This is a genomic window from Jeotgalibaca sp. MA1X17-3 (assembly GCF_021513155.1).
In the GTDB taxonomy this organism is placed as follows: Bacteria; Bacillota; Bacilli; order Lactobacillales; family Aerococcaceae; genus Jeotgalibaca.
Map to the genome: position 1 here is coordinate 1138998 of NZ_CP090983.1, position 24365 is coordinate 1163362.

The window sequence follows — 24365 nt, forward strand, 5'->3', positions numbered from 1 at the left end:
GAGAGTGAACAAAGTGGTTGCAACAACAAAAAGTAATTCAAAGTTTGATATCAAGACGTTTGCCAATAAAGCTATGGGTCATTTTAAAAGAGCGGAGATGGGACCGCAATCTGCCCAACTCGCTTACTATATCTTGTTAGCTTTATTTCCTATCTTATTGGTACTTGGAAATGTGATTCCTTTACTGCCAATCGCAACGGATCAAGTTTTGGAATACGTGGAATTAGGAGTTCCAGCAGAAGTTAGTGAAGTCTTGCTACCTATTTTGAAAGGGTATCTAGAAGGAGGAAGTGGAGGAGCGATTTCAATCGGGCTTATTATTTCTATTTGGCCCGCATCCAAAGCTTTTAATGTTTTCCAAAGAGTACTGAATCAAGTGTATGATACAAAGGTTAGAAAAAACTTTATTATCGCACGAGTGTTTTCCTTTTTAACTGCCATTCTATTGATTAGTTTGATGGGTGTCGTTGCCTTTATCTTTGTATTTGGAAAAGAAATACTTCAACTATTACAGAATTTTTTCCCAATTAACTTAGCAATTGTAAATACCTTTGAGTCATTACGTTGGGTTGTTGCTTTTGGAATCCTTATTTTAATTATGGCCTTTGTGTATTATTTTGTTCCGAATGTGAAATGGTCCTTTAAATTTGCTCTACCTGGAGCAATTTTCTCTACGGTTGGTTTCTTATTAATCTCTCAATTGTTCTCTCTTTACATTAGTTTTGCAGGGAAACAAGCAATCGGAAGTGGAGCTATCGGGGTATTTATTGTTTTGATGATTTGGCTTTATTTGTTAGGAAACGTCTTTATTTTAGGGGGCGTAATTAATGTGGTTTTTTATGATTATAAACATGAAGATCTGATTGTTATCGATGAAAGAAAGACCTATCTATCCGTATTGTATTCGTCGGATGCAAAAAAATATATCGCTAACAACCAAATTTTGAGAAAATCACTCGTCAAGCAAAATGATAAAATCAAAGAACACTATTTACCGGGGCAATTTGATTTAAAAGAATAAAGAATGAATATTTAAGATGGGGATGGAGGTTTTCAGCATTCTCATCTTTTTTTCTTGCTTATTTTCTATATAATGGTGTAATGAAAGTACCGGTGTATTTAGAAAGGGTTGAAACATGAGAAATCAACAAATGACATCAAAGTCAAATGCATCAAAAATTGACTACGGAATTATTTTATCCATTATTATTTTGGCATTAATAAGTATTGTCACTATTTTTTCTACCACATACTTAATGAGTTCTACGCCAACCCTTACTCCGACCATTATGCAGATATTATGGTACGGAATTGGAACAGTTGCTGCCATCGTCATGATGTTTTTTGATTCAGAGCAATTATGGAAACTGGCTCCCATTGCTTACGGACTAGGAGTACTATTATTAGTGTTGGTTTTAATTTTTTATGATCGAGATCAATATATCCAGTGGGGCGCAAAGAGTTGGTTTTCAATTGGTCCCTTTACATTCCAACCATCTGAAGTAGTTAAAATATCGATCATTATGATGTTAGGAAGAGTAATTACGGCACACAATATTTCTGTGGTAGAAAGAACGATTAAGTCAGATTGGTTTTTACTTCTCAAAATTGCTTTATGGAGTTTACCTTTACTAGTCCTAATCATGGCACAAAATGATTTAGGAACGACATTAGTATTTTTAGCAATTATTATTGGAATGACCTTACTTTCAGGGGTTTCATGGAAAATTATTACTCCTGTTTTTGGAACGCTAGCTATTTTCGGTAGTATCCTCATTTATCTTGTTATATACAATCGAGACGTATTGGTTTACTTAGGATTTAAACAATATCAATTCGCTCGAATCGATACGTGGTTGAATCCTTTTGCCGATAGTCGTGGAGATGCCTATCAATTGGTTCAAAGTATGAAAGCCATTGGATCCGGAAAATTGTTTGGAAAGGGATTAGGTATATCAGAAGTTTACGTACCAGTACGTGAAAGTGATATGGTTTTCTCAACAATCGGTGAAAATTTTGGGTTTATTGGTGGATGTTTCCTACTATTTGTTTACTTCTTACTCATTTATCAAATGATTCGCGTTTGTTTTGATACTAAAAATGAATTTTATACCTATATGACTACAGGTGTCATTATGATGATTTTGTTCCACGTATTAGAAAATATTGGAATGACTATTGGACTCTTGCCGATCACTGGAATTCCTTTGCCATTTATTTCTCAAGGTGGTTCGGCTTTATTAGGAAATATGCTTTCGATTGGATTAGTGATGAGTATGAGGTTCCATTATAAGAGTTACCTATCTGCCAAAGAGGATAATCCAAATGGAAGAGTAAGTAGAAACAAACAAAAAGGAGAGCGATAAAATGTTAAAATTTTTAGGACACCCCAAATGTACAACGTGTAAGAAAGCTGAAAAATGGTTGCAAGAAAATGAAATTGAATATACCTGGGAAGATATTCGAGAAAACCTACCCGAACGAGAAATGTTAATTCATTTATTAGAGGATGAAGTTCTAACACCACGTCGCTTGTTTAACACAAGCGGAAATCTATACAAAGAACATCAGTTAAAAGATCGTTTGGATGACTTATCTACAGAAGAGAAAGTGGATATGCTTCGTGAAGACGGTATGCTTATTCGTCGTCCGTTTATTACGGATGGAGAACAAGTAACGGTCGGCTTTGATGAAGACAACTTAGAGGAAGTTTGGGGAGGAAAGGACGTTCAAAAAGATGACAAAAAAATATAGTGAGAATGGTTTTTGGATCAAAAAAGAAGAAGATACCTATATAGTTGGATTATCTGAAAAAGGTCAAGATGATTTGGGTGAAGTGATTTTTATTGATTTACCTGAAATCGGAGCCATTTCACCAGATGACGTGTTAATAGGAGTCGAAGCTGCTAAAGCGGTAACCGAGTTAACTTCTCCATTGAATGGAATAATTACCGAAATTCATGATGAATTGGATGATGAGCCTGGATTACTAAACAGTACGAGTGATGATGATACCTGGATAATAAAACTAAATCAAGTCCATGAAGACCAGCTAGCTGCGTTCTCAGATAAATCTGGATTATAAGAAAAAAGGAGATAAAATGGATTTTTATCCATTTTATCTCCTTTTTTATTTTTTACTTCTTTTTACTAAGTCTTCAAAGAATATTCTACCAGTTTTACTATCATGCAGCATAGTCTCTGGATGCCATTGAAGTGCAAGGATATCCATGTCTGGATTACTAGATTCTAATGCTTCAATAATACCATCAGAAGTTTTCGCAACAATGTGCAAGCCATCTCCAACAACTTTAACGGCTTGATGGTGAAAGCTATTTACAAAAGCTTCTTCTCCAAGAATAGTAGATAAGTAACTATTTTTTTCCACTTGAATTTTATGAATAGGAAAGTTAAAAACTGTTTTTTGAACATGCTGGATTAAGTTATCTCCGTATTCAGATTCTAAATCTTGATAAAGAGTACCTCCAAAATAAACATTTAAAATTTGCATTCCACGGCAAACTCCTAAAATAGGAATCCCTTTTTTGATAGCTGCATCGATGAGAGCTAAATCAAATGAGTCACGCTGAGGGAACGTTGCTTGTAGATTTCTATGTGGCTCTGTATGGTATCGAGCGGGATCAACATCGTGTCCGCCGGTTAATAATAAACCATCAATTAAATGAACGTAGTTTTTTGCGTTCTCTTCATTTCCTACAGGAAGGATGAGAGGAGAAGCACCTGCCTCTTGCAGTCCCTCCACAAAATTTTGTGGAGTGTACGCTACTGAGTTTCCTTCAAAAGTTGAAACGGTTTGTAGTAATTGATTTCCTGATATTCCAATAATTGGATTTATGATGATCGCCTCCTATTTTTCTAGTGATTTACCATTATCTCATAAATTCCCCTTTTTGTAGATAAAAACATTTTGAAGGATAGCAGTGTACGTCTCGTATCATTGCGATTCATTCTCAATTGGTTTAGAATGTTTATAGATAAAGAATAAAATCAGTAAGGAAATACCTTACAAAACATAGATTGAAAGATGAGAGGGAAGACAAAAATGTCCACAATTGAAATTATAGATTTGCATGTATCAATAGAAGAGAAAGAAATTCTAAAAGGTGTAAACTTAGTCATCCATTCAGGTGAGATTCACGCAATTATGGGACCAAATGGAACAGGGAAATCTACACTATCGCAAGCCATCATGGGTCATCCAAGTTATACAGTCACACAAGGACAAATTTTGCTAGACGGAGAAGATGTTACTGAAATGGCAGTCGACGAACGAGCAAGAGCAGGTTTGTTTTTAGCCATGCAATATCCTAGTGAAATTACGGGCGTAACGAATGCAGAATTTATGCGCGCAGCTATCAATTCTCGTTTAGATGACGATCACAAAATGTCTGTTATGAACTTTATTAGAAAACTTGATAAAAATATGGAAGTACTCAATATGCCAGAGGAAATGGCTGAACGTTACTTAAATGAAGGCTTTTCCGGTGGTGAAAAGAAACGCAACGAAATTTTACAACTAATGATGATTGAACCTAAATTCGCTATTCTGGATGAGATTGACAGTGGATTAGATATTGATGCCCTTCAAGTTGTTTCTACAGGATTGAATTCAATGAGAAGTGATGATTTTGGAGTATTGATCATTACTCACTACCAACGTCTACTGAATTATATCGAACCTACCTTTGTTCATATCATGATGGACGGAGCCATCGTAAAATCAGGAGATGCCAGTCTTTCAAAACGATTAGAAGCTGAAGGCTACCGTGGAATCCGTGATGAGTTGGGTCTAGACATTGAAATTGATGAATAAAGAAGATAGAAAGGTAGGAGCAAACTGATATGACAGATAAAATAGAAAGCGACATCCAGTCACAATTGGAACAATTCTCTGCGTTCCGTGAAGAACCAAGTTGGATGCACGATCGAAGAATGGAAATGGCTGAATTATATCAGGAATTGCCATTCCCTACAGTAGAAAAAGTAAACTTTCATAGATGGCCGATGATGGATCAAGTGATTGATGCAACATACGGTGAGGAGTTGGTGAATAGCCAGCAATATCAGTATGGTCATGCGGACAATGGAAAAATCGTTCAATACGGAAAAGAAACCATTATGGAACAACTTCCACAGGAACTGATTGACCAAGGAGTGATCTTCACCGATTTATTTACCGCGATGAATGACTATCCAGAACTAGTAGAAGAACATTTTATGAATCAGGCCGTTCAATCGGATGAAAATAATTTAACGGCTTATCATACTGCTTTTTTAAATAGTGGTGTATTTATTTATATTCCCAAAAACGTTGAAGTAAAACAGCCCCTAGAAGCCTTATTTATTCAAAACAGTCATGTGAAAGAAGCGCTAAATAAACATGTCCTATTTGTGGCAGATACGAATAGCTCTGTTTCTTATGTAGAAAAATTAGAAACAGAAGGCAGTGAAAAAAATTCAGCAGCCATCATCGTAGAAGTGATTACCAAACCAGGCGCAAAAGTGAAATTTTCTGCTGTAGATCATTTAGGAGAACAAACTCACGCATATATTAATCGCCGTGGTTATTTGGACCGAGATAGCTCGATTGATTGGGCGATTGGTGTCATGAATAATGGAAATGTCATTTGTGATTTTGATAGTGACCTAATGGGCGAAGGCTCTCATAGTGAAATTAAAGCCGTAGCCGTTTCAACAGGTCGTCAAGTCCAAGGACTAGATACGCGTGTAACAAACTACGGCAAACATAGTGTGGGGCATATTTTACAACATGGTGTTATTTTAGACCGTGCTACCTTAACTTTTAATGGAATTGGCCATATTATAAAAGGAGCAAAAGGCGCAGATGCTCAACAAGAAAGTCGTATTTTGATGTTGTCTGACTTTGCTAGGGGAGATGCAAACCCAATTCTTTTAATTGAAGAAAATGAAGTGACTGCCGGTCATGCGGCCAGTGTGGGACGAGTCGATCCAGAGCAAATGTTCTATTTACTTAGCCGTGGAATTGAACAAGAAGATGCTGAACGTTTAGTGATTCGTGGATTTTTAGGAACCGTGATTGCGGCTATTCCAGTGAAAGAAATTCGAGATGAATTAATTGATATGATTGATAAGAAATTGACAAGGGATGATCAGTAATGTTTGAGGTCGCAAAAGTGAAGAAAGACTTTCCTATTTTATTTCAAGAAGTAAATGATGAGCCTTTGATTTATTTAGATAATGCGGCAACCACTCAAAAACCAAAACAAGTGCTGGATGCAATTCACCACTACTATGTAACCGATAACGCCAATGTTCATCGAGGAGTTCACACACTAGCTGAACGAGCAACTCGTTCGTACGAAGAGGCCCGAGAGACCGTTCGGAATTTTATTCAAGCAGACTCCCTAGAAGAAGTACTCTTTACGAGAGGAACCACTACTTCTTTGAATCTAGTTGCTCAAAGTTTAAGTGAACAGGTAATAGAAGAGGGCGATGAAATTTATATCTCTCCTGTTGAACACCATTCCAATATTGTTCCGTGGCAACAAATAGCCAAACGAAAAGGAGCGGTCTTACGTTATTTACCTCTCCTAGAAAATGGTGTCATTGATGTAGCTGCTTCAAGAGAAATGCTAACGGACCGTGCGAAAATTATGGCGGTGTGTCATGCTTCAAATGTATTAGGAACGGTTAATCCAATTAAAGAGTTAGCCCAGTTGATTCATGAAAAAGGGGGCTACCTCGTCGTTGACGGTGCCCAAAGTGTTCCCCATATGCGAGTACATGTAAAAGAACTGGATGCTGATTTTTATGCATTCAGTGGACATAAAATGTTAGGCCCAACAGGGATTGGCGTTTTATATGGAAAAAAAGAACGATTAGAACAAATGGAACCCATTGAGTTTGGTGGAGAAATGATTGACTTTGTTTATGATCAAGACTCTACTTGGAAAGAGCTGCCTTGGAAATTTGAGGCGGGTACACCGAATATTTCAGGTGCAATTGGGTTGGCTGCTGCTATTGATTATTTAGAAACAGTAGGAATGGATGCCATCCAACAACACGAGCATGATCTAATCGCTCATGTGTTTCCTCAACTACAAGAAATAGACGGTCTAACCATTTATGGTCCCAAAGATTCCAATCAACGAACAGGAATGATCACTTTTAATATTGATGGAGTTCATCCTCATGATGTAGCGACTGGATTTGATATGGAAGGTATTGCCGTACGGGCAGGTCATCACTGTGCACAACCTTTGATGCGGTACTTAGATGTTCAATCTACGGTACGGGCAAGTTTTTATTTATATAACACACTAGAAGAAGCTGACCAATTTGTCGATTCGCTCAAGAAGGTAAAGGAGTTTTTTACAAATGGCATTATCTAAACTGCAAAATTTATACCGTCAAGTAATCTTGGATCATTCTTCCCACCCACGTAACTTTGGTGAATTAGAACATGCCAATGGAACTTTGGAGTTGAACAATCCAACGTGTGGTGATGTCATTAAGCTTCACGTTTATATTCAAGACGGAATTATCGAGCAGGCAAAATTTTCTGGTCACGGCTGTAGCATTAGTACAGCTAGCGCCAGTATGATGACCGAAGTTATTATCGGTAAAACGATGCAAGAAGCAAAGAAACGTATTGAAGAATTTTTATTACTCGTTCAAGCCAAAATAGATCCTGATGAAACGGATTTAAATGATGCGGTTATTTTAGAAGGTGTTTCTAAATTTCCAGCTCGTATTAAATGCGCAACTCTAGCTTGGAAGGCATTGGAACGAATTATTTTAACAGAAGAAGCTACACTAAATGAAACCAAAAAGGAGGAGAACGATCATGAGTGATGTACCTATAGTAAATGATTATAAGTTTGGATTCCACGATGATGCAGAAATTCTCTACTCCACAGGAAAAGGACTTAATGAAAAAATTGTTCGCGAAATTTCCCATGAGAAAGACGAGCCGGAATGGATGCTGGACTATCGATTGAAAGCGTTGGAAGCCTACAGGAAAAAACCTCTTCCTGATTGGGGACCAGATTTATCTGCATTGGATTTTGATGACATCACCTATTACCAACGAGCTACTAATAAAATTGCTCGTTCGTGGGATGATGTTCCACAAGAGATGAAAGACACCTTTGAAAGAATTGGAATCCCCGAAGCAGAGCGGGCTTATTTAGCTGGTGCATCGGTTCAATATGAATCTGAAGCGGTGTATCACAATATGAAAGAAGAATTCGCTAAATTAGGAATCGTCTTTACTGATACCGATACGGCTTTGAAAGAATATCCAGAAATCTTTAAAGAGCACTTTGGAACGATTGTGCCACCTAGCGATAACTTTGAAGCAGCCTTGAATTCAGCCGTTTGGTCAGGTGGAACGTTTATCTATGTTCCAAAAGGCGTAAGATGTGACGTTCCTCTCCAAACGTATTTCCGTATGAATAATGAAGGGTCTGGACAGTTTGAACGGACTTTGATTGTAGTAGATGAAGGAGCAAGTGTTCATTATGTAGAAGGCTGTACGGCACCAACCTATTCGACTGCTAGCTTACATGCAGCGATTGTAGAAATTGTTGTCAAAAAAGACGCGTATTGCCGCTACACGACCATTCAAAACTGGTCTGATAATGTATATAACTTAGTAACCAAACGTGCACATGCCTATGAAAATGCGACGATGGAGTGGATTGACGGGAACTTGGGTGCTCATACGACTATGAAATATCCAAGTGTCTTCCTAAATGGACGTGGGGCAAGAGGAACGATGCTTTCGGTAGCTTTCGCCGGAAAAGGACAATACCAAGATACCGGTGCAAAAATGATTCATAATGCACCGAATACATCTTCCTCGATTGTTTCTAAATCCATCGCCAAAGATGGTGGAGCCGTAAACTATCGTGGACAAGTACGCTTCGGAAAAAAATCAGCAGGATCGATTTCCCATATCGAATGTGACACGATTATTATGGATGACTTGTCTTCATCGGACACGATTCCTTATAATGAAATCCATAATGGTAATGTCTCCCTAGAGCACGAAGCAAAAGTATCTAAAATATCAGAAGAACAACTCTACTACCTGATGAGTCGAGGGCTTACAGAAGAACAAGCCACCGAAATGATTGTCATGGGCTTTGTCGAACCGTTTACCAAAGAACTGCCAATGGAATATGCGGTAGAGCTTAATCGGTTGATTGCTTATGAAATGGAAGGCAGTGTGGGATAATGAAATAATAGACTTAGAAATGTTGATTTATCAATGTTTTTAGGTCTGTTTTTTTACGTAAAAGTAAAGGAGATGGTATAACTACATTAATAGATAAAAATACACAAAATATGAAACATAGTGTATTCAAAATTATTTTAGATAAAATTATTATATGGTTAGTCCCAAGAATACTCGATTATTTTTGGTAATTCATTCATCTAATTAATATAGAGTATTTTTTTAATGTTTGATATTAAAAGTGGTAATGAATAATTAAAATATGTACAAATAAATTATATAGTAAATATAAATAGAAAGAGGAGATATTATTATGTCAAAAAAAATAATAAAAAAGATGGAGATGTTATAGGGATTTAGTAATTTCATAATGTCTCCATAATTCATTGTTATAATTATAACAAGAGGAGGAAAAGTAATCTATTCGGTAAATGTTATGGAAATAATGAACAATTTGAATCTAATAAACTATATTATGAATAATCGAGAAATTACTGTTCAGTAAAAAAGAATAAAAAATACTGGCAGAAGTAAAGTAAAAGAGAGAAGATGAGGTTATAAAAATGACAGGCGAGATTATTCCAGAAAGTTTCTTTGAGGAGAGTGTCATACTGATTGACAAGTTCGCCTCTTCAGAGGAACCTCCTTCTAATAGACTGACAGGTGGAGAATGGAAACATATGTGGATTTAGTTTACCAGTCACTGACGTTATAGTTTTATTGGATCCCGGAACTATACGATTACGATGGATAAAAATTATATATGGATACTGGAAATGCAGCATGGGATTTAATTAGTTTTGCACAAGGCGGAACCTTTATTAATCAAGAAGCTCACGGTGTAAAAGTAACTCGTGAGGTTCTAGAGAACTTATATCTTCCTGATTTTATCATTAATCAGATGCAAATAAATGGCGTATACTACCATCCCACGTTTCTATACGAGTCTTTATGGAGTCTCTTCGGATTTGGATTGATTCTCTTTTTAAGAAGCCGTAAGGGTTTGTTATGGCAAGTGGAAGTGGCACTGAGTTATGTAATTTGGTATTCATTAGGACGGTTTTTCATAGAAGGCATGCGGACCGACAGCTTGAGGATAGGAGAATTCTTACGAGTTTCTCAAGGTCTATCTTTAATTTTGTATGTCAGTGCTATTGGGATTTGGATATATCGAAGAAATGATTATCCACCTAAACCATACTATTTGGAAATTAGAAAATTTGATAGAGAATGATCAGGAAGATTAGCAGAAAAAAGTAGAATTTCAAACAGAAGGGAGTGTTTACTATGTGGAGATTTTCTCAAGGAGGCATGGGTAGTATGGGCGGTATGATGTTGATGGGGTTATTTTGGCTCATCATTTTTATTGTAATTGTGTATCTAGTTATAAAAGTACTTTCTAATAAAACGGGGAGTTCCATAAGGGAAGAAACCCCGCTAGATATCCTTCAAAAAGAATTTGCGAAGGGGAACATCACAGAAGAAGAGTACTTAAGTAGAAAGAAATATATAGAGTAAATGAGAGGAATCTTGAGGCTCATAGAGGAGGTAGAATTCAATCAAAATATACCTAAGAATGGTAAAGCCTTTTGATTTTATTATCGTTTCTTTTCTGATTGTTCTATCGTTTTTACCATCACTGGTCTTTGCTTCCCATACTATTCATAGCGATAGGAGCAAACGGTATGCGGTCATTTCCAATCAATGGGGAGGAAGTGGATCGCTTTCTTCTGACCGGGAATGATGAACATAAATTAATTACGTATTATCCAGCACCCGGGATCTATAATATTATTGAAATTGATGGAGAAAGTATTCGTGATAAAGAAGACAATAGCCCTCAACAAATTGCAGTAAGAACAGGATGGATCCAATCTACTGGACAAACTAGTTTCAACATTCCCCATCGATTTCTTATTGAAATCGTTTCAGAGAATCGAGAAGAGTCAGGCATTGATATCCTGGTAAAATAACGAAAGAGTTGATTAACAGAGAACCTAATATAAACAGCATAATAAAATGTTCAAAAAATTGAGTCTTGAAAATAGGTGAAGATATGAAAAAAAATAATAAATGGTATCTTACTATAATGTTATCTGCAATAGTATTAATAGTTTATGTGGGCTACTTTATTATAGGTAGAGAAGGAGATTCCCGCAATGGTATTGCAAATATAGAAGTACCATTAAACAATACAATTAATGAAAAAGAAAACAGCAGTAAGTTGCCCATTCCACCTCTCTTGGAGGATAAGAATCCCGAAAGTGGAAAAGCAGAATTTGATTTGAACGTACAATATGGAGAAATGGAGTTTTTTGAAGGTCAAAAAGCAGATACTTTGGGTTATAACGGAGACTATTTAGGTCCTATTATAAAGGTTAGTAAAGGTGATGAAGTAAAAATAAATGTAAAAAATACACTGGATGAATTCACTACCGTACATTGGCATGGTTTAGAAGTACCAGCTGAGATGGATGGGGGGCCACACCAAGGAATAGAACCACGCTCAACTTGGAATCCCAATTTTACAATCAACCAACCGGCCGCGACACTATGGTACCATCCCCATTTACTAGATAAAACGGGTGAACAAGTCTATAAAGGACTTGCCGGACTCTTCTATATTGAAGACGAAAATTCAAAAGAATTAAACATCCCCAAAGATCATGGCATCAATGATATTCCATTGATCGTACAGGATAAGCGGTTTACGAAAGAGGGAAATATACCTTATGAATTAAACATGAGAGATACTATGGATGGCTTCTTTGGGAACACCGTTTTGATTAATGGAGCAATCAGTCCTGAATTAGATGTTAAAAATGAACTGGTTAGATTAAGGATTTTAAATGGATCCAATGCTAGAGATTATGATTTCAACTTTAGCGATAATGCTAGCTTTTATCAAATTGCTTCTGATGGGGGATTCTTAAAAGAAAGTGTAGAAATGACTAATGTAAAACTCGCACCAGCTGAAAGAGCTGAAATACTCGTTGATTTTTCTGAGTATAAAGTGGGAGATCAAGTAACATTTAGAGATACCGAGAATAATCTGATGACGATAAATATAGTGGAAGATAGTACTAAAAAGATAGAAGTACCTAGTGAGCTAGTAGAAATACCAACATACAATAGAGATGATATCGTTCGTTCAAGAGAATTTGTTATGAGTGGGATGGGTCCAATGGTAGCGATTAATGGCAAGCAAATGGATATGGATAGAATAGATGAAGAAGTAAAGATAAATGAATTAGAAGAGTGGGTGGTATCTAACCAGTCATCTGGAGGGATGATGTCTTCCTCACCTCATCCTTTCCATGTACACGGTGTACAATTTCAGATCGTGGAAAGAAACAGAGAGGTACCCCCATTGAATGAACAAGGCTGGAAAGATACCGTAATGGTCAAAAATAATGAAGAAGTAAAATTATTAGTAAATTTTAAAGAGAAAGGTCTTTTTATGTACCATTGTCATATTTTAGAACATGAAGATTCAGGAATGATGGGGCAATTTATAGTTGACTAACCCTCATTGAAAATAATTTATAATCCAAATAGTTGGCTAAAATGTAGTGAGGAATATCTTTTATAAATTAGTCTACCTGTTTTTCAGACTCAAATCTCTTCCCAATAAGTTTCGTTATCCTTTTATCAGGTCACCTTTATTAAATAGATGTGTGGAATTTGAACATTCAGATTCTTTTAAAGTAGCTATTCATTGTTATGTTCCTATCAGTTGTCTACTTTCATATAAAAGCGTTAATAAAATAGTGCCATTTGTTAAAAGGGGTTCTTGTCTTATTAAGAACCATTTAACTGTACACACAAAAAAGAAACCGTTACCATTGAAGTAACCTACACTAGAGAGGAGCAGATCATGCATACCCGATTTGATTATATAGATTCTAATATGTTCTTAATTTGGTTGATACCGGTAGCAGTCTTATTAGTGATTGGATTTTCAATCTACATGATAAATAAAAATAATAATGAAAATAGAACTAGTACAGAATCTGTATTTGATATCCTAGACAAAAGGTACGCAAATGGAGAAATTGATGAAGTAGAGTATCTTCGGAAGAAGAAAGCATTAAAAAGATAATAATAAGGTACTTACAAAATAGGAGATGAAGAAATGAATATTGTTTATGAGAGAAGAACCGATAAAAGTTTACATGAAGCGATTCAATCTTTAGAAGAGAGTTTAAAAGAAGCTAGTTTTGGCGTATTATGGCAATTAAACTTCAAAGACAAGCTTGCTGAAAAGGGATTAGAATTAAAGGATGATTTTATCGTTCTAGAGGTGTGTAATCCCAAACAAGCAAAAGATGTATTGGAAAAAAATATTCATGTAGGATATGTGTTACCGTGTAAAATGGTGGTGAGAACTGAAGATAGGAAGACCTACGTGGGAATGACAAGCCCTGAAAAACTTATTGGCTTGTTTGATGAATCAGAATTAAAAGACATTGCTATGGAAGTGGAAGCTTCTTTAAAAAAAGCTATTGCAGCCTCAATCTAGTCATCTTTGATTGAAGCCTATAACTAGAAAAGATAGGAAAAAAGAAAGAGGAGGAAGAAAGATGAATAAAAGTTATGCAAAATTTTTGGGAATGATTGTTACATCTGGCATACTCATGTATGGAGTGATGTACCTGAATACCTACGAGATAGATCATGTATATTTTAGTGAAATGCGTTTGTACATGACCCTATTATCAACAAGTGTTATGGCTATTGTCATGCTTTTGTTTATGCTACAAATGCTTAAAAATAAAAAAGTGAATATTTCTATTGTATTAGTAAGTATTTTAGTGTTTACAGGTTCATTCTTTTTGATGCGGAACCAAACAACGATAGATGAAGTAGATTACATGCAAGCAATGATTCCCCATCACTCTATCGCTATACTAGCAAGTGAAAGAGCAAAAATTAAAGATCCTAGAGTGAAGAAACTTGCGGAGGATATAATCAAAGCTCAAGAAAAAGAAATCAAAGAAATGAAAGAACTGATTGAGGAACTTAAATAGATTATCTTTGATAATCTATTTAACGATAGGATTTTTCAAATGAAGCTAGATATGAGCTTTTCCAGTATATAGCTCTAATTACACAAGGATTTCTAAAAAAATATTTTTTACAATTAAACATAGTAAAGTTAAATAGGTGCTACGAAAGGGAATGAAATTAATGGTCCAACGCACGATTTCAATATCCTTTCTTTTTCTCACTTTAGGGTCATGACGATTTTGGAAAGAGATTCCATGAACGTAATTACGGAACTTTTGTGGTATAAACCCCAATCAAATTACCTTAGATATGCTCGAATTCCTATTTTTCTTGTACTGTCTGTAATATAGTCTAAGGCTGTATAGCTTTATTTCAAGTAATTGGCCACTTTATAAATGGTTTGACGAAAATAATTTATGACTCGGAGATTTCTAATATTTTAGTGGTAGGGGCACTTTATGATACCTATTTAGCCGTGGAAGATGAGTGTGGATCATTCGTAATTACTCCTTTATTTCTCTGATAGGAAATAAAGGAGTGTATCGCGGATGATTTTTTTATTTAGATTAATTTGATAAACCATATATAAATTAATAAAGTTGCTTTGTATCAAAAACAAAAGAATTAGATAAATTAATTGTGCTAGTCAAATATAAAGCACGGAAATCTGACAAAATTATCGGAAGAAGGATAGGTTCCTTTATAAGTAGCTCCATTTGTTTACTGATCAAGTGATTATTTTCATCATTTATATTAGCTGTTACGTAAACATCCCGTGTTCTATACCGCCACGATTTTATATTTAAAAGGAGAAAGTAGAATTCACTTTGTTCATTAATCATGCAAATATAAAGTTATCCTTACGATATCTCCAGCACTTTTCACTACTATGTCTTTAATTTCCTTATTGATAGATATAAACTTATCTTCATCTTTACTTGGAGCTAAATTTTAGTGGAGAAGGTAACTATTTTGATCGTTAAAATTAAAAACTATGTTTGTCTTAGGTCTAACTTTTGAGGAACACTATATTTTACGTTATGTTTTTTGAGTAAGAATTAAAAATATTAATAAAATACCTCTGATAAGGATAAGAAGGATACAACCTTCACTTACTAGCCCATGATGTGCTAATCGATTGATGGTATAATGAAATTGAGAAGCATTATAAAAAAGTAAACAAACTTCATTCAATCATAGATTACTAGGTCATTCTCATCATGCTTATGGTTTCTTAAGAAGAGGTGATTTTTATGTCAACGTTCAAGCGGAGTAAAAAGGTTATGGCGATTATTTTGGCTGTATTCCTGGGTTTTCTTCTATCATTTTCATTTGGAAAAGCCGTAGCAAAAAATCAAGATGGAGATTATGTAGTTGTAGAGTCAGGTCAAGTTTTAGAAAATGTTAGCTTTTTTTCAGGAAATAACATACGTATAGATGGTGATATAAATGCTACTACGATCCTAACAGGAGGAAATGTGGAAGTAAATGGAACCATCGATGGCGATTTATTTGTGGCAGGTCAAGTAGTTACGATAAATGGTACAGTGAACGGAAGTATATTTATAGCTTCACAAAATATCACGATAAATGGGGTAGTTGAGAATAGTATTTATCTGGCTGGATCAATCGTAAGAGTAAATTCAAAAACTGCTGGTAGTGCTTTTTTAGCTGGTGAAAGCATCTATCTTGAAAAAGAGGCAGTTATTGGAAAAGATATTTATGCTGGTGGGTCTACTGTTTATCTGGATGGGATTGTTAATGGTGATTTTTTCAGCTCTAGTGACTCTCTCTCTATCACTGGTAACATCAGTGGAGATTTGAATTATAGAAGTAAAAAAGAAGCTACTATATCAAATAAATCCAAGATAGCAGGAGAAACGAATTGGAGAAAGCCTCAGCCAAGATCTGCTGAGCAAACCATGTATATTCCACTTTGGGTAAGAATTACCTTTAGTGTCGTATCTTCTTTAATCGTATGGTTCTTTATTAGGCTCATCAGACCAGATTTTTGGATGAATATAGCGGAAAAAATTATGGTTAATCCTCTCAAAGCACTAGGGACGGGGGCAGTGGTCGTGTTATTGACTCCTATCATTTCCTTCCTTCTAATGATTACAATGATTGGAGCACCACTTAGTATGATTCTGTTCTCTCTTTACTCCATGTCGCTTTATATTTCTAAAATTATTCTTTCCCTATTTATAGGTCAATGGATTCAAATAAAACTTAACTGGAATCACATACAGCTATTTTGGTTATTCTTGTTGAGTTTGATTATCCTATCTGTTGTAGGGATCATTCCTATCGTTGGTTGGGTCTTTAGTTTTACAATTGTGTCTTTTGGTCTTGGTTCTCTTTACTTATCCGTAAGAGCAACATAAGGATTAATAAATGTTATGTTTTTTTAATAGAAAACCCAATAAGTGCTTTTTATGAGGTATTTATTGGGTTTTTGTATCTAGTTTTATAATAGAAGAATAAAGCAGTCACAAATTCCTTACTGCTATGAGTCTTTCTAGGACCTTCTATATTTTTACCTCACCAGAAATCTAAATTTATTAAGTTTGCGATCAAGTTTAATAGACTACGCCCATTGATATAGTCCCATTTACATATAAGGAATCCCTGGATATATAACGTCACACGATTATAAAACTAGACACTTTATTAAAACTGTCTAATAAAGTGTTACTAATCTAAAGCTGTGATAAATTAAGGTCAACAATATATGATTCTATGTTATTCCATGTATAATAAGTGTAAAGCTAACCAATTTTTAAACAAAAAAATCTTATTAAAAGATGAGAAAAGGGTGATGAACATGACACTAATATTTGACTCTAAATTATTAAAAATTGAATCCTTTCTATTAATAAAAGTTCCACTAGATATAAGTAAAGAACTTTCTTCTAGAGGTCTTGTGATGGTTAAAGGAACGATTAATGATGTTGATTTCAAAAAAACGCTAGAGCCAGACGGCAAAGGTAGTCATTGGCTAGAAGTAGATCCATTGTTATATGAAAAAATAGGCGTAGAAATTGGTGAAACTATATCGCTAAGAATCGAACAAACAAATGAATGGATAGAGCCAAAAGTTCCGGAGGATATGATTCATGCAATCGCTCAGGCAGATGTAGAAGACCAATGGCGTTCGATTACAGTTAGATCAAGATGGGAATGGATTCGCTGGGTCCGTTCAACTAAAAATATAAATACAAGAAATAAAAGAATAGAAGTAGCTTGTTCAAAACTACAAAAGGGTGATAAAAATCCCTGCTGTTTCGACGCGTCACGTTGTACGGTAACCGAAGTCTCCAAATCAGGTGTACTAGTAGATTAAAATTTATTTTAGTAATGATCATTAACTATATAGAAAGTAAATACAGGAGTTGATCCCTATAGAATTGTATAAAAAGAAGATTTCATTTATCTATGAAATCATAATTATTTTATTAGCATTCGTAGCAGTGACAATAACGATTTTAGATTTAAATAATCAAATCATTTTAGAGCCTGACTCTTATCTATATTGGATAGATTTAAGTGTTTTAATGGTCTTCATCATGGACTATTTGGTTAGGTTGATCCTTTCTACAAATAAAAAACAATTTTTTAAAAACAATATTTTTGATTTAATTGCCATTATTCCTTTCAGTTCTATGTTCAGGATATTTAGAGCATTCCGAATTTTGAAAATTACAAAAGTATTTAAAATGGCAAAGCTAGTGAAAGGTTTTGCTTTGCTAGGTAAAATAAAAAGAAAGTTAAATTTATTTATTCATACAAATGGTTTTATTTATACGATTTATATTTCAACTAGTACGATCCTTTTAGGTACAGTAGCTATTTATTTTCTTGAATTTAAGCAACTTGGAAGAACATTTGGAGACTCACTCTGGTGGAGTTTTGTAACAGCAACGACTGTTGGTTATGGTGATATAACACCCGAAAGCGTATCTGGAAGATTAATTGCGGTCATCCTCATGATTGTTGGTATAGGATTTGTAGGTATGTTAACGGGAACAATTGCGACATACTTTTTAAATACGCCGATTGTAAAATTAAGCTAGACAAATAAAAGAGCCATTCGTGGTACACTCAAAATGTAATTCCGTCTAAAGAATACATAGGAGTGATCACGAATGACCTACACCCATCTTACCACGGATGAATTAGTGATGATAGAGTCTTACTACCACCAAAATATCAAAGTTTCCGAAATAGCTGCGTATCTAAAACGATCTCGAACACCTATTTACAATGTCATCCATTTTTTGAAAGAAGGCCACACGGCCTTGGAATACTACCAACAATACAAGAGAAACAAGAAGCGTTGCGGACGGCGTAAAATCGTATTGCCAGCGGAACAACAGACCTACATCAAGGAAAAAATTGCACAAGGCTGGACTCCTGATATCATCAAGGGTCGGGAAGAGATGCCGATTGATTGCTCCATGCGGACTCTTTATCGTCGCTTCAAAGAAAAGGTGTTTGATGAAACCACCTTGCCCATGAAGGGAAAGAGAAAACCGAACGGTCATCAAGAACGTCGCGGAAAACAGGCCTTCAAGCGGAATATTGCTGAAAGGAAGGTTGATTACCCGACATTCAAGGAAGAATTCGGCCACATCGAAGGCGATACGATTGTCGGTGCCCACCACAAGAGTGCCGTTATCACCTTAGTGGAACGTCTATCGAAAGTCATCATCACTTTGAAGCCCGAGGGGCGGAAGGCGAACGATATCGAGAAAACGATGAACCAATGGTTTGAATCGATCCCTAGGCATTTATTCAAATCAATCACCTTTGATTGCGGGAAAGAATTCTCCAATTGGAAAGCTTTAAGCAATCAACAGGACATTGCAATCTATTTCGCCGATCCCGGAACGCCTTCACAGCGTGCCTTAAATGAAAACTCCAACGGCTTGTTGCGAAGAGATGGGTTGCCAAAAGAAATGGATTTCAATCAAGTGGACCAAGCCTTCGTCTCTTCCGTTGCGAACAAGCGAAACAATATTCCACGAAAATCTTTAGCATACCGGACGCCACTGGAGGTATTTTTGAGTTACCTAGATGAATCTATTTTGTCTAGCTTAAATTGACAAATCAAAATATGAAAAAAACACCTATTAATGACATTGGAAATAAGACAATCATTGATCTTTCAGATTTAGAAACCAATAAAATAGAACAAATTTTAGACTATGTTGAATATATACGAAATAAGTAATTGAAGGATAGTAAAAATAATTATGGAGTTTATCGACGTCATAACCTTTTATAAGTCTTCTATAAAGTAGGAATAGAACCTCTTGTTCCTACACATTCATACATGATAGAATTAGAAATCAAAACTAGTAAGGAGATATTTATAGAGATGACAGATGCACTGGAGATAAAAGATTTAAAAAAAGTATATGCAACAGGCGTAGAAGCACTGCGTGGAATTGATTTAGTAGTAGAAGAAGGTGACTTTTACGCACTTTTGGGTCCAAATGGGGCCGGGAAATCTACCATTATTGGAATTATCACCTCCCTTGTTAATAAAACATCTGGAAACGTAAAAGTTTTTGGCTATGATCTGGATACAGATTTAGAACGAGCCAAGCAACAAATCGGACTTGTTCCTCAAGAGTTTAACTTCAATCCATTTGAGACAGTACAACAAATCGTAGTCAATCAAGCTGGGTATTATGGTGTTTCCCGTAAAGATGCTATAGAACGTAGTGAAAAGTATTTAAAGCAATCGAGTTTATGGGAAAAACGAAACGTTCGTGCCAGAATGCTTTCCGGTGGTATGAAGCGCAGATTGATGATCGCTCGAGCATTGATGCATGAACCGAAGTTACTCATTCTAGACGAGCCGACAGCGGGTGTAGATATAGAACTAAGACGTGAAATGTGGATATTCTTAAGAGAATTGAATGAAAGTGGAACAACGATTATTTTAACCACTCACTATTTAGAAGAAGCAGAAATGCTTTGCCGAAATATTGGAATTATTCAATCAGGTGAATTAATTGAGAATACAAGTATGAAATCACTTCTATCAAAGCTTCAACACGAAACGTTCCTTTTTGACTTAGATGATTATGATGAAAAGCCAGAGATAATAGGCTATCAAAGTTCTTTGGAAGATGATCAAACACTTGCTGTAGAGGTTGAGAGAAATCAAGGCGTAAATGAAATCTTTAATCAGCTGAGTAATCAAGGAATTAAGGTCTTATCTATGCGTAATAAATCGAATCGTTTAGAAGAATTATTTTTGAAAATTACAGAAGAAAAACATCAATTGGAGGAAGAAAATGCTTAGTGTTTATTTTACAGCTTTAAAAAGTTTAGCAGTGAAGGAAACAAATCGTTATTTACGAATTTGGGTTCAAACGTTAGTACCACCCGTTATTACTACTTCTTTGTATTTCGTTATATTTGGGAAAATGATCGGGGGCCGTATTGGAGATATGGGTGGATTCTCCTATATGGAATTTATTGTACCTGGATTAATTATGATGTCAGTCATCACTAGCTCTTATGCGAATGTATCTTCTTCCTTTTTTTCTCAAAAGTTTCAAAAAAATATTGAGGAATTATTGGTTGCCCCAGTACCCGCACACATTATTATTTGGGGATTTGTTATGGGAGGACTTGGTAGAAGTATCCTTGTAGGAACGCTTGTTACCATCATTTCGCTATTTTTTGTTCCACTTCATGTTTATTCTTGGTTTATTGTAATGATCACCTTATTCATGACGTCGATTTTATTTTCCTTAGCTGGATTAATAAATGGTGTGTTTGCACAATCATATGACGATGTTTCCATCGTACCAACATTTGTTTTACAACCTTTGACGTATCTAGGTGGCGTATTTTATGCTATTTCCATGTTGCCTCCATTTTGGCAAAATGTTTCTAAAATTAATCCAATTGTTTATATGGTTTCAGGGTTCCGATATGGATTTTTAGGAACCACAGATGTTCCAATCATGTGGTCTATGATTATTATTGTTCTATTTATCATTGTTCTCTATTCTGTTTGTTATTATTTAGTGAATAGAGGAATCGGCTTAAGAAGTTAACTGAATATCAAAACCATAAAATAAAACAGGTAGTCGTTCGTTAGCCAAGAACTGCTGCCTGTTTTATTATCATTTTAGTTTACTTCTTTTTAATAAGAAAATGCTTCAATCATATCTTTTTTAAATGTCCAACATTAGTGATAGGATAAATAGAGAGGATACTAAAAAAATGAAATTCCTTTTAGTTCTTGTTTCTCTTCGTTTTTACTGAGAAGGACGGTGATACCAAAAACGTTTAAACGATTTATTGTAGGAAAAGATGTATTCGACGAATCAAGAAATGTATCTCATAGTTTCTATTGAACAAAAAACTTGAGGAGGCTTTTTAAGAATGGCTTATCAAACAATTAATCCCTATACAAACGAAATGGTAAAAGAGTACAAAGATGCGACTGACCAACAACTAGAAGAAACATTGCAAAGAGGTCATGAATTATATAAAACATTTAAAAAACAAGAAATGAAAGAACGAGCAAAAATTTTACATCAAGTTGCTGCTACAATCAGAGAAAAGTCAGATGAACTGGCACGGACGTGTACAACGGAAATGGGTAAATTACTAAATGAATCAAAAGGTGAAGTAGAATTGTGTGCGGTCATTGCGGATTGGTTTGCAGATCACGCAGAAGAAATGCTACAACCCGATCAGATTGAAACACAAGCACACGGTCAAGCAGAAGTTCATTATCAAGCAACAGGTATGATCATGATGGTCGAACCATGGAATTTCCCTTACTACCAAATGATGCGAGTGTTTGCTCCAAACTTTATGGTAGGAAATCCTATGGTATTGAAGCATGCATCCAACACACCTTCTTCTGCACAACTATTAGCAGATGTGATTGTGGAAGCGGGAGCACCGGAAGGATCGTTGACAAATCTGTTTCTAGATTACGATCAAGTATCAAAAGCGATTGCGGATCCTCGTGTTCAAGGGGTAGCGTTGACTGGTTCTGAAAAAAGTGGAGCCATTGTCGCAAAAACAGCAGGCGAGCATTTGAAGAAAGTAACCTTAGAACTGGGTGGAATGGATCCCTTTATTGTATTAGATGATGCGAATATGGATGAAGTTTGTGACATTGCGTGGCGTTCGCGTCTGTACAATGCCGGACAAGAGTGTACGTCATCCAAACGATTTATCGTGATGGAAAAGGTATATGATGAGTTTGTCGAGAGTTTGAAAGAGAATTTTAGTAAAGTAAAACCAGGCGACCCATTAGATCCTGAAACAACCTTAGCACCAATGAATTCGAAAAAGGCAAAAGAACAATTGCAAGAACAAGTAGAGGAAGCAATTAAAGCTGGTGCTACTGTTGAGTACGGAAATGAGCCCATTGACTTACCAGGACAATTCTTTATGCCAACGATTTTGACTGGTATAGACAAAGATAATCCAGTTCATACAACTGAGTTATTTGGCCCAGTTGCGGTCGTGTATAAAGTAGCTTCTGAAGAAGAAGCCATTGAATTAGCAAATGATTCTCCATATGGATTGGGAGGAATTGTCTTTGCTGGTGACAAGGAACACGGTGCAGAACTAGCCAAACAAATCGAAACGGGTATGGTTTTCGTTAATAGCTTCCGCTATTCTCTACCAGAAATCCCATTTGGGGGAGTAAAACATTCTGGTTTTGGAAGAGAAATGAGTAGTATGGGCTTGAAAGCTTTTGTAAACGAAAAGTTAATTCTGAAAGCAGATCACCCGGATACCGATAACCTTTCTAGTGGATTGGTTGCCTCACAAACTTTAAAAAAATAAATTTATAGTACCTAAAGAAGATGGACTCGATAAGTAATCGAGCTCATCTTTTTTTATTTTTTTACAATAGTAGTGATGATTGTAAAACGAGATAAATTTTTCTTGCAATTCGTTTATAGTATAATGATCTTATCAAGAGAATAGAGGGGGAGTATATGGAAATACTAGATCAAACTTTCGATATGAAGGGACCTGTTTTATTATTTGAATTCATTTTCTTACTGGGAGGAATTATTCTAGTCATTAGTGGGATAAAAATAAGAAAACAAAGTAGGAGTTCCGCTATCCTGATGATTGTTTTAGGTATAGTCCTTATACTTATTTCGTTATATTTATTATTGATGACTCTTATTTTCGGATATAATTCATAGTTCTAATTTTTTTATACATGTATACATATAATTTTTGCAGTAGTCATTGAAGTGATCTATCTTCAGAACGCTATTCAAAGGTGATTAGAACGAGTTACAAGAAAAGGAGCAAGGCGAATGAATAAGAAGGATATCCAACCCAATAAACTTCAGATTTCTTTATTATGTTTGTCCATATTGTCACTTATTTTATCAGCCATCCAGCCTTTAAGTCCATTTGCTTGGATCGGCCAAGCCATTTCAGCTGTTCTATTAGTGGGAGTACTAGTGGTGACCTATCAAAAATTTCAATTTAGTAATTTTGCGTATATTATGGTATTTTTACATGTATTAATTTTACTGTATGGAGCCCATTATACGTACGCACAAAATCCTTTGTTCAATTATTTAAGGGAAGTTTTTGGCTGGCAACGCAATTATTACGATCGTGTTGGTCATTTTGTTCAAGGATTTGTACCCGCATTTTTACTAAAGGAATTATATCTGAAAGGTGGATATGTGAAAAAGGGCGGAATGTTCTTTTTTATCGTAATTATTTCTTGCTTGGGATTAAGTGCAGGATATGAAATAAGTGAGTTTTTAATTATTAAAATACTAAATGTACCCGCAGAATCCGTGATGGGAATGCAAGGTGATTTTTTTGACAGCCATTGGGATATGTTATGGGCATTGATTGGCGCAATGACCTCTATTTTTATTTTTGGTCGTTTCCATGATAAGCAGATGGAGAAAAAGTGGGGAGAGTAAACGTGCTGGAACTGAAAATGGAGTATTTATTCTTTCTTACTCGCTAAAAATATGATAGTATAAACGTCGACTGATTTATCAAAAAATAAAATTTAAATTATAAATAATAAAAGCAGATTTTTTCTGCTTTTTTAATAGTCATAGGAAAGGATTTT

26 protein-coding genes and 1 pseudogene are annotated in these 24365 nt (G+C 35.4%); 26 read left to right on the forward strand and 1 reads right to left on the reverse strand.

Annotated elements, in window-relative coordinates; all coding sequences use genetic code 11:
- Positions 1 to 13 precede the first annotated feature (13 nt).
- The 4 genes from LZ578_RS05665 (at position 14) to LZ578_RS05680 (ending at position 3085) form a co-directional block, all read left to right on the forward strand.
- Positions 14 to 1021 (forward strand): YihY/virulence factor BrkB family protein, encoded by a 1008-nt coding sequence (locus tag LZ578_RS05665; protein ID WP_235146319.1) that lies wholly within the window; start codon positions 14 to 16, stop codon positions 1019 to 1021.
- A 115-nt stretch (positions 1022 to 1136) separates the two neighbouring features.
- Complete coding sequence (locus LZ578_RS05670) at positions 1137 to 2366, forward strand: FtsW/RodA/SpoVE family cell cycle protein (RefSeq protein WP_235146320.1); 1230 nt, start codon at positions 1137 to 1139, stop codon at positions 2364 to 2366.
- A 1-nt stretch (position 2367) separates the two neighbouring features.
- Positions 2368 to 2754: a Spx/MgsR family RNA polymerase-binding regulatory protein gene (locus LZ578_RS05675; RefSeq protein WP_235146321.1), complete on the forward strand. Its 387-nt coding sequence runs from the start codon at positions 2368 to 2370 to the stop codon at positions 2752 to 2754.
- A complete protein-coding gene (locus LZ578_RS05680; protein WP_235146322.1) occupies positions 2738 to 3085 on the forward strand; it encodes a glycine cleavage system protein H in 348 nt (115 codons plus the stop codon). The genes LZ578_RS05675 and LZ578_RS05680 overlap by 17 nt, the downstream gene beginning before the upstream one ends.
- A gap of 45 nt (positions 3086 to 3130) precedes the next feature.
- On the opposite strand, the gene LZ578_RS05685 is transcribed toward LZ578_RS05680, so the two are convergent.
- Positions 3131 to 3862: a gamma-glutamyl-gamma-aminobutyrate hydrolase family protein gene (locus tag LZ578_RS05685; protein ID WP_311198611.1), complete on the reverse strand. Its 732-nt coding sequence runs from the start codon at positions 3860 to 3862 to the stop codon at positions 3131 to 3133.
- 201 nt (positions 3863 to 4063) lie between these two features.
- On the opposite strand from LZ578_RS05685, the gene sufC reads away from it, so the two are divergent.
- The 22 genes and pseudogenes from sufC (at position 4064) to LZ578_RS05790 (ending at position 24210) form a co-directional block, all read left to right on the forward strand.
- Complete coding sequence (gene sufC / locus LZ578_RS05690) at positions 4064 to 4834, forward strand: Fe-S cluster assembly ATPase SufC (RefSeq protein WP_235146323.1); 771 nt, start codon at positions 4064 to 4066, stop codon at positions 4832 to 4834.
- A gap of 29 nt (positions 4835 to 4863) precedes the next feature.
- Positions 4864 to 6159 (forward strand): Fe-S cluster assembly protein SufD, encoded by a 1296-nt coding sequence (gene sufD, locus LZ578_RS05695; protein ID WP_235146324.1) that lies wholly within the window; start codon positions 4864 to 4866, stop codon positions 6157 to 6159.
- The gene (locus LZ578_RS05700; RefSeq protein ID WP_235146325.1) at positions 6159 to 7394 is read left to right on the forward strand and encodes a cysteine desulfurase; all 1236 of its coding nucleotides are present in this window, start codon (positions 6159 to 6161) and stop codon (positions 7392 to 7394) included. Before sufD ends, LZ578_RS05700 begins: the two co-directional genes overlap by 1 nt.
- Positions 7381 to 7857, forward strand: a complete 477-nt coding sequence (gene sufU, locus LZ578_RS05705) for a Fe-S cluster assembly sulfur transfer protein SufU (RefSeq protein WP_235146326.1) — start codon at positions 7381 to 7383, stop codon at positions 7855 to 7857. Before LZ578_RS05700 ends, sufU begins: the two co-directional genes overlap by 14 nt.
- The gene (sufB, locus tag LZ578_RS05710) at positions 7850 to 9244 is read left to right on the forward strand and encodes a Fe-S cluster assembly protein SufB (RefSeq protein ID WP_235146327.1); all 1395 of its coding nucleotides are present in this window, start codon (positions 7850 to 7852) and stop codon (positions 9242 to 9244) included. Before sufU ends, sufB begins: the two co-directional genes overlap by 8 nt.
- 563 nt (positions 9245 to 9807) lie before the next feature.
- Positions 9808 to 9936 (forward strand): hypothetical protein, encoded by a 129-nt coding sequence (locus LZ578_RS12480; RefSeq protein WP_255763955.1) that lies wholly within the window; start codon positions 9808 to 9810, stop codon positions 9934 to 9936.
- Positions 9937 to 10055: 119 nt separating this feature from the next.
- Positions 10056 to 10478, forward strand: a pseudogene (locus LZ578_RS05715) (prolipoprotein diacylglyceryl transferase family protein); the annotation flags it as partial.
- 53 nt (positions 10479 to 10531) lie between these two features.
- Positions 10532 to 10762 (forward strand): SHOCT domain-containing protein, encoded by a 231-nt coding sequence (locus LZ578_RS05720; RefSeq protein WP_235146328.1) that lies wholly within the window; start codon positions 10532 to 10534, stop codon positions 10760 to 10762.
- A 167-nt stretch (positions 10763 to 10929) separates the two neighbouring features.
- On the forward strand, positions 10930 to 11217 hold the full coding sequence (locus LZ578_RS05725) for a NusG domain II-containing protein (protein WP_235146329.1): 288 nt from the start codon (positions 10930 to 10932) through the stop codon (positions 11215 to 11217).
- Positions 11218 to 11300: 83 nt separating this feature from the next.
- Entirely contained in the window at positions 11301 to 12770 is a 1470-nt protein-coding gene (locus LZ578_RS05730; RefSeq protein WP_235146330.1) for a multicopper oxidase family protein, read from the forward strand.
- Positions 12771 to 13121: 351 nt separating this feature from the next.
- Entirely contained in the window at positions 13122 to 13346 is a 225-nt protein-coding gene (locus LZ578_RS05735; RefSeq protein WP_235146331.1) for an SHOCT domain-containing protein, read from the forward strand.
- A gap of 33 nt (positions 13347 to 13379) precedes the next feature.
- Entirely contained in the window at positions 13380 to 13766 is a 387-nt protein-coding gene (locus LZ578_RS05740; protein WP_235146332.1) for a DUF302 domain-containing protein, read from the forward strand.
- Between the two features lie 61 nt (positions 13767 to 13827).
- Entirely contained in the window at positions 13828 to 14274 is a 447-nt protein-coding gene (locus LZ578_RS05745; protein WP_235146333.1) for a DUF305 domain-containing protein, read from the forward strand.
- A gap of 1263 nt (positions 14275 to 15537) precedes the next feature.
- Positions 15538 to 16638, forward strand: coding sequence for a polymer-forming cytoskeletal protein (locus tag LZ578_RS05750; protein ID WP_235146334.1), 1101 nt, complete (start codon positions 15538 to 15540; stop codon positions 16636 to 16638).
- Between the two features lie 440 nt (positions 16639 to 17078).
- Positions 17079 to 17597, forward strand: a complete 519-nt coding sequence (locus tag LZ578_RS05755) for a YdeI/OmpD-associated family protein (protein WP_235146335.1) — start codon at positions 17079 to 17081, stop codon at positions 17595 to 17597.
- A 64-nt stretch (positions 17598 to 17661) separates the two neighbouring features.
- Positions 17662 to 18327 (forward strand): potassium channel family protein, encoded by a 666-nt coding sequence (locus LZ578_RS05760; protein WP_255763958.1) that lies wholly within the window; start codon positions 17662 to 17664, stop codon positions 18325 to 18327.
- A 72-nt stretch (positions 18328 to 18399) separates the two neighbouring features.
- Complete coding sequence (locus LZ578_RS05765; RefSeq protein WP_235144342.1) at positions 18400 to 19359, forward strand: IS30 family transposase; 960 nt, start codon at positions 18400 to 18402, stop codon at positions 19357 to 19359.
- A 275-nt stretch (positions 19360 to 19634) separates the two neighbouring features.
- Positions 19635 to 20570: an ABC transporter ATP-binding protein gene (locus tag LZ578_RS05770; RefSeq protein ID WP_235146337.1), complete on the forward strand. Its 936-nt coding sequence runs from the start codon at positions 19635 to 19637 to the stop codon at positions 20568 to 20570.
- Entirely contained in the window at positions 20563 to 21333 is a 771-nt protein-coding gene (locus LZ578_RS05775) for an ABC transporter permease (RefSeq protein WP_235146338.1), read from the forward strand. Before LZ578_RS05770 ends, LZ578_RS05775 begins: the two co-directional genes overlap by 8 nt.
- Positions 21334 to 21664: 331 nt before the next feature.
- Positions 21665 to 23092, forward strand: coding sequence for an NAD-dependent succinate-semialdehyde dehydrogenase (locus tag LZ578_RS05780; RefSeq protein WP_235146339.1), 1428 nt, complete (start codon positions 21665 to 21667; stop codon positions 23090 to 23092).
- Positions 23093 to 23247: 155 nt separating this feature from the next.
- Positions 23248 to 23463 carry a hypothetical protein gene (locus LZ578_RS05785; protein WP_235146340.1) on the forward strand — a complete coding sequence of 72 codons (216 nt, stop codon included), beginning with the start codon at positions 23248 to 23250 and terminating at the stop codon, positions 23461 to 23463.
- Between the two features lie 117 nt (positions 23464 to 23580).
- Entirely contained in the window at positions 23581 to 24210 is a 630-nt protein-coding gene (locus tag LZ578_RS05790) for a DUF2238 domain-containing protein (protein WP_235146341.1), read from the forward strand.
- The last annotated feature ends 155 nt before the right edge of the window (positions 24211 to 24365 follow it).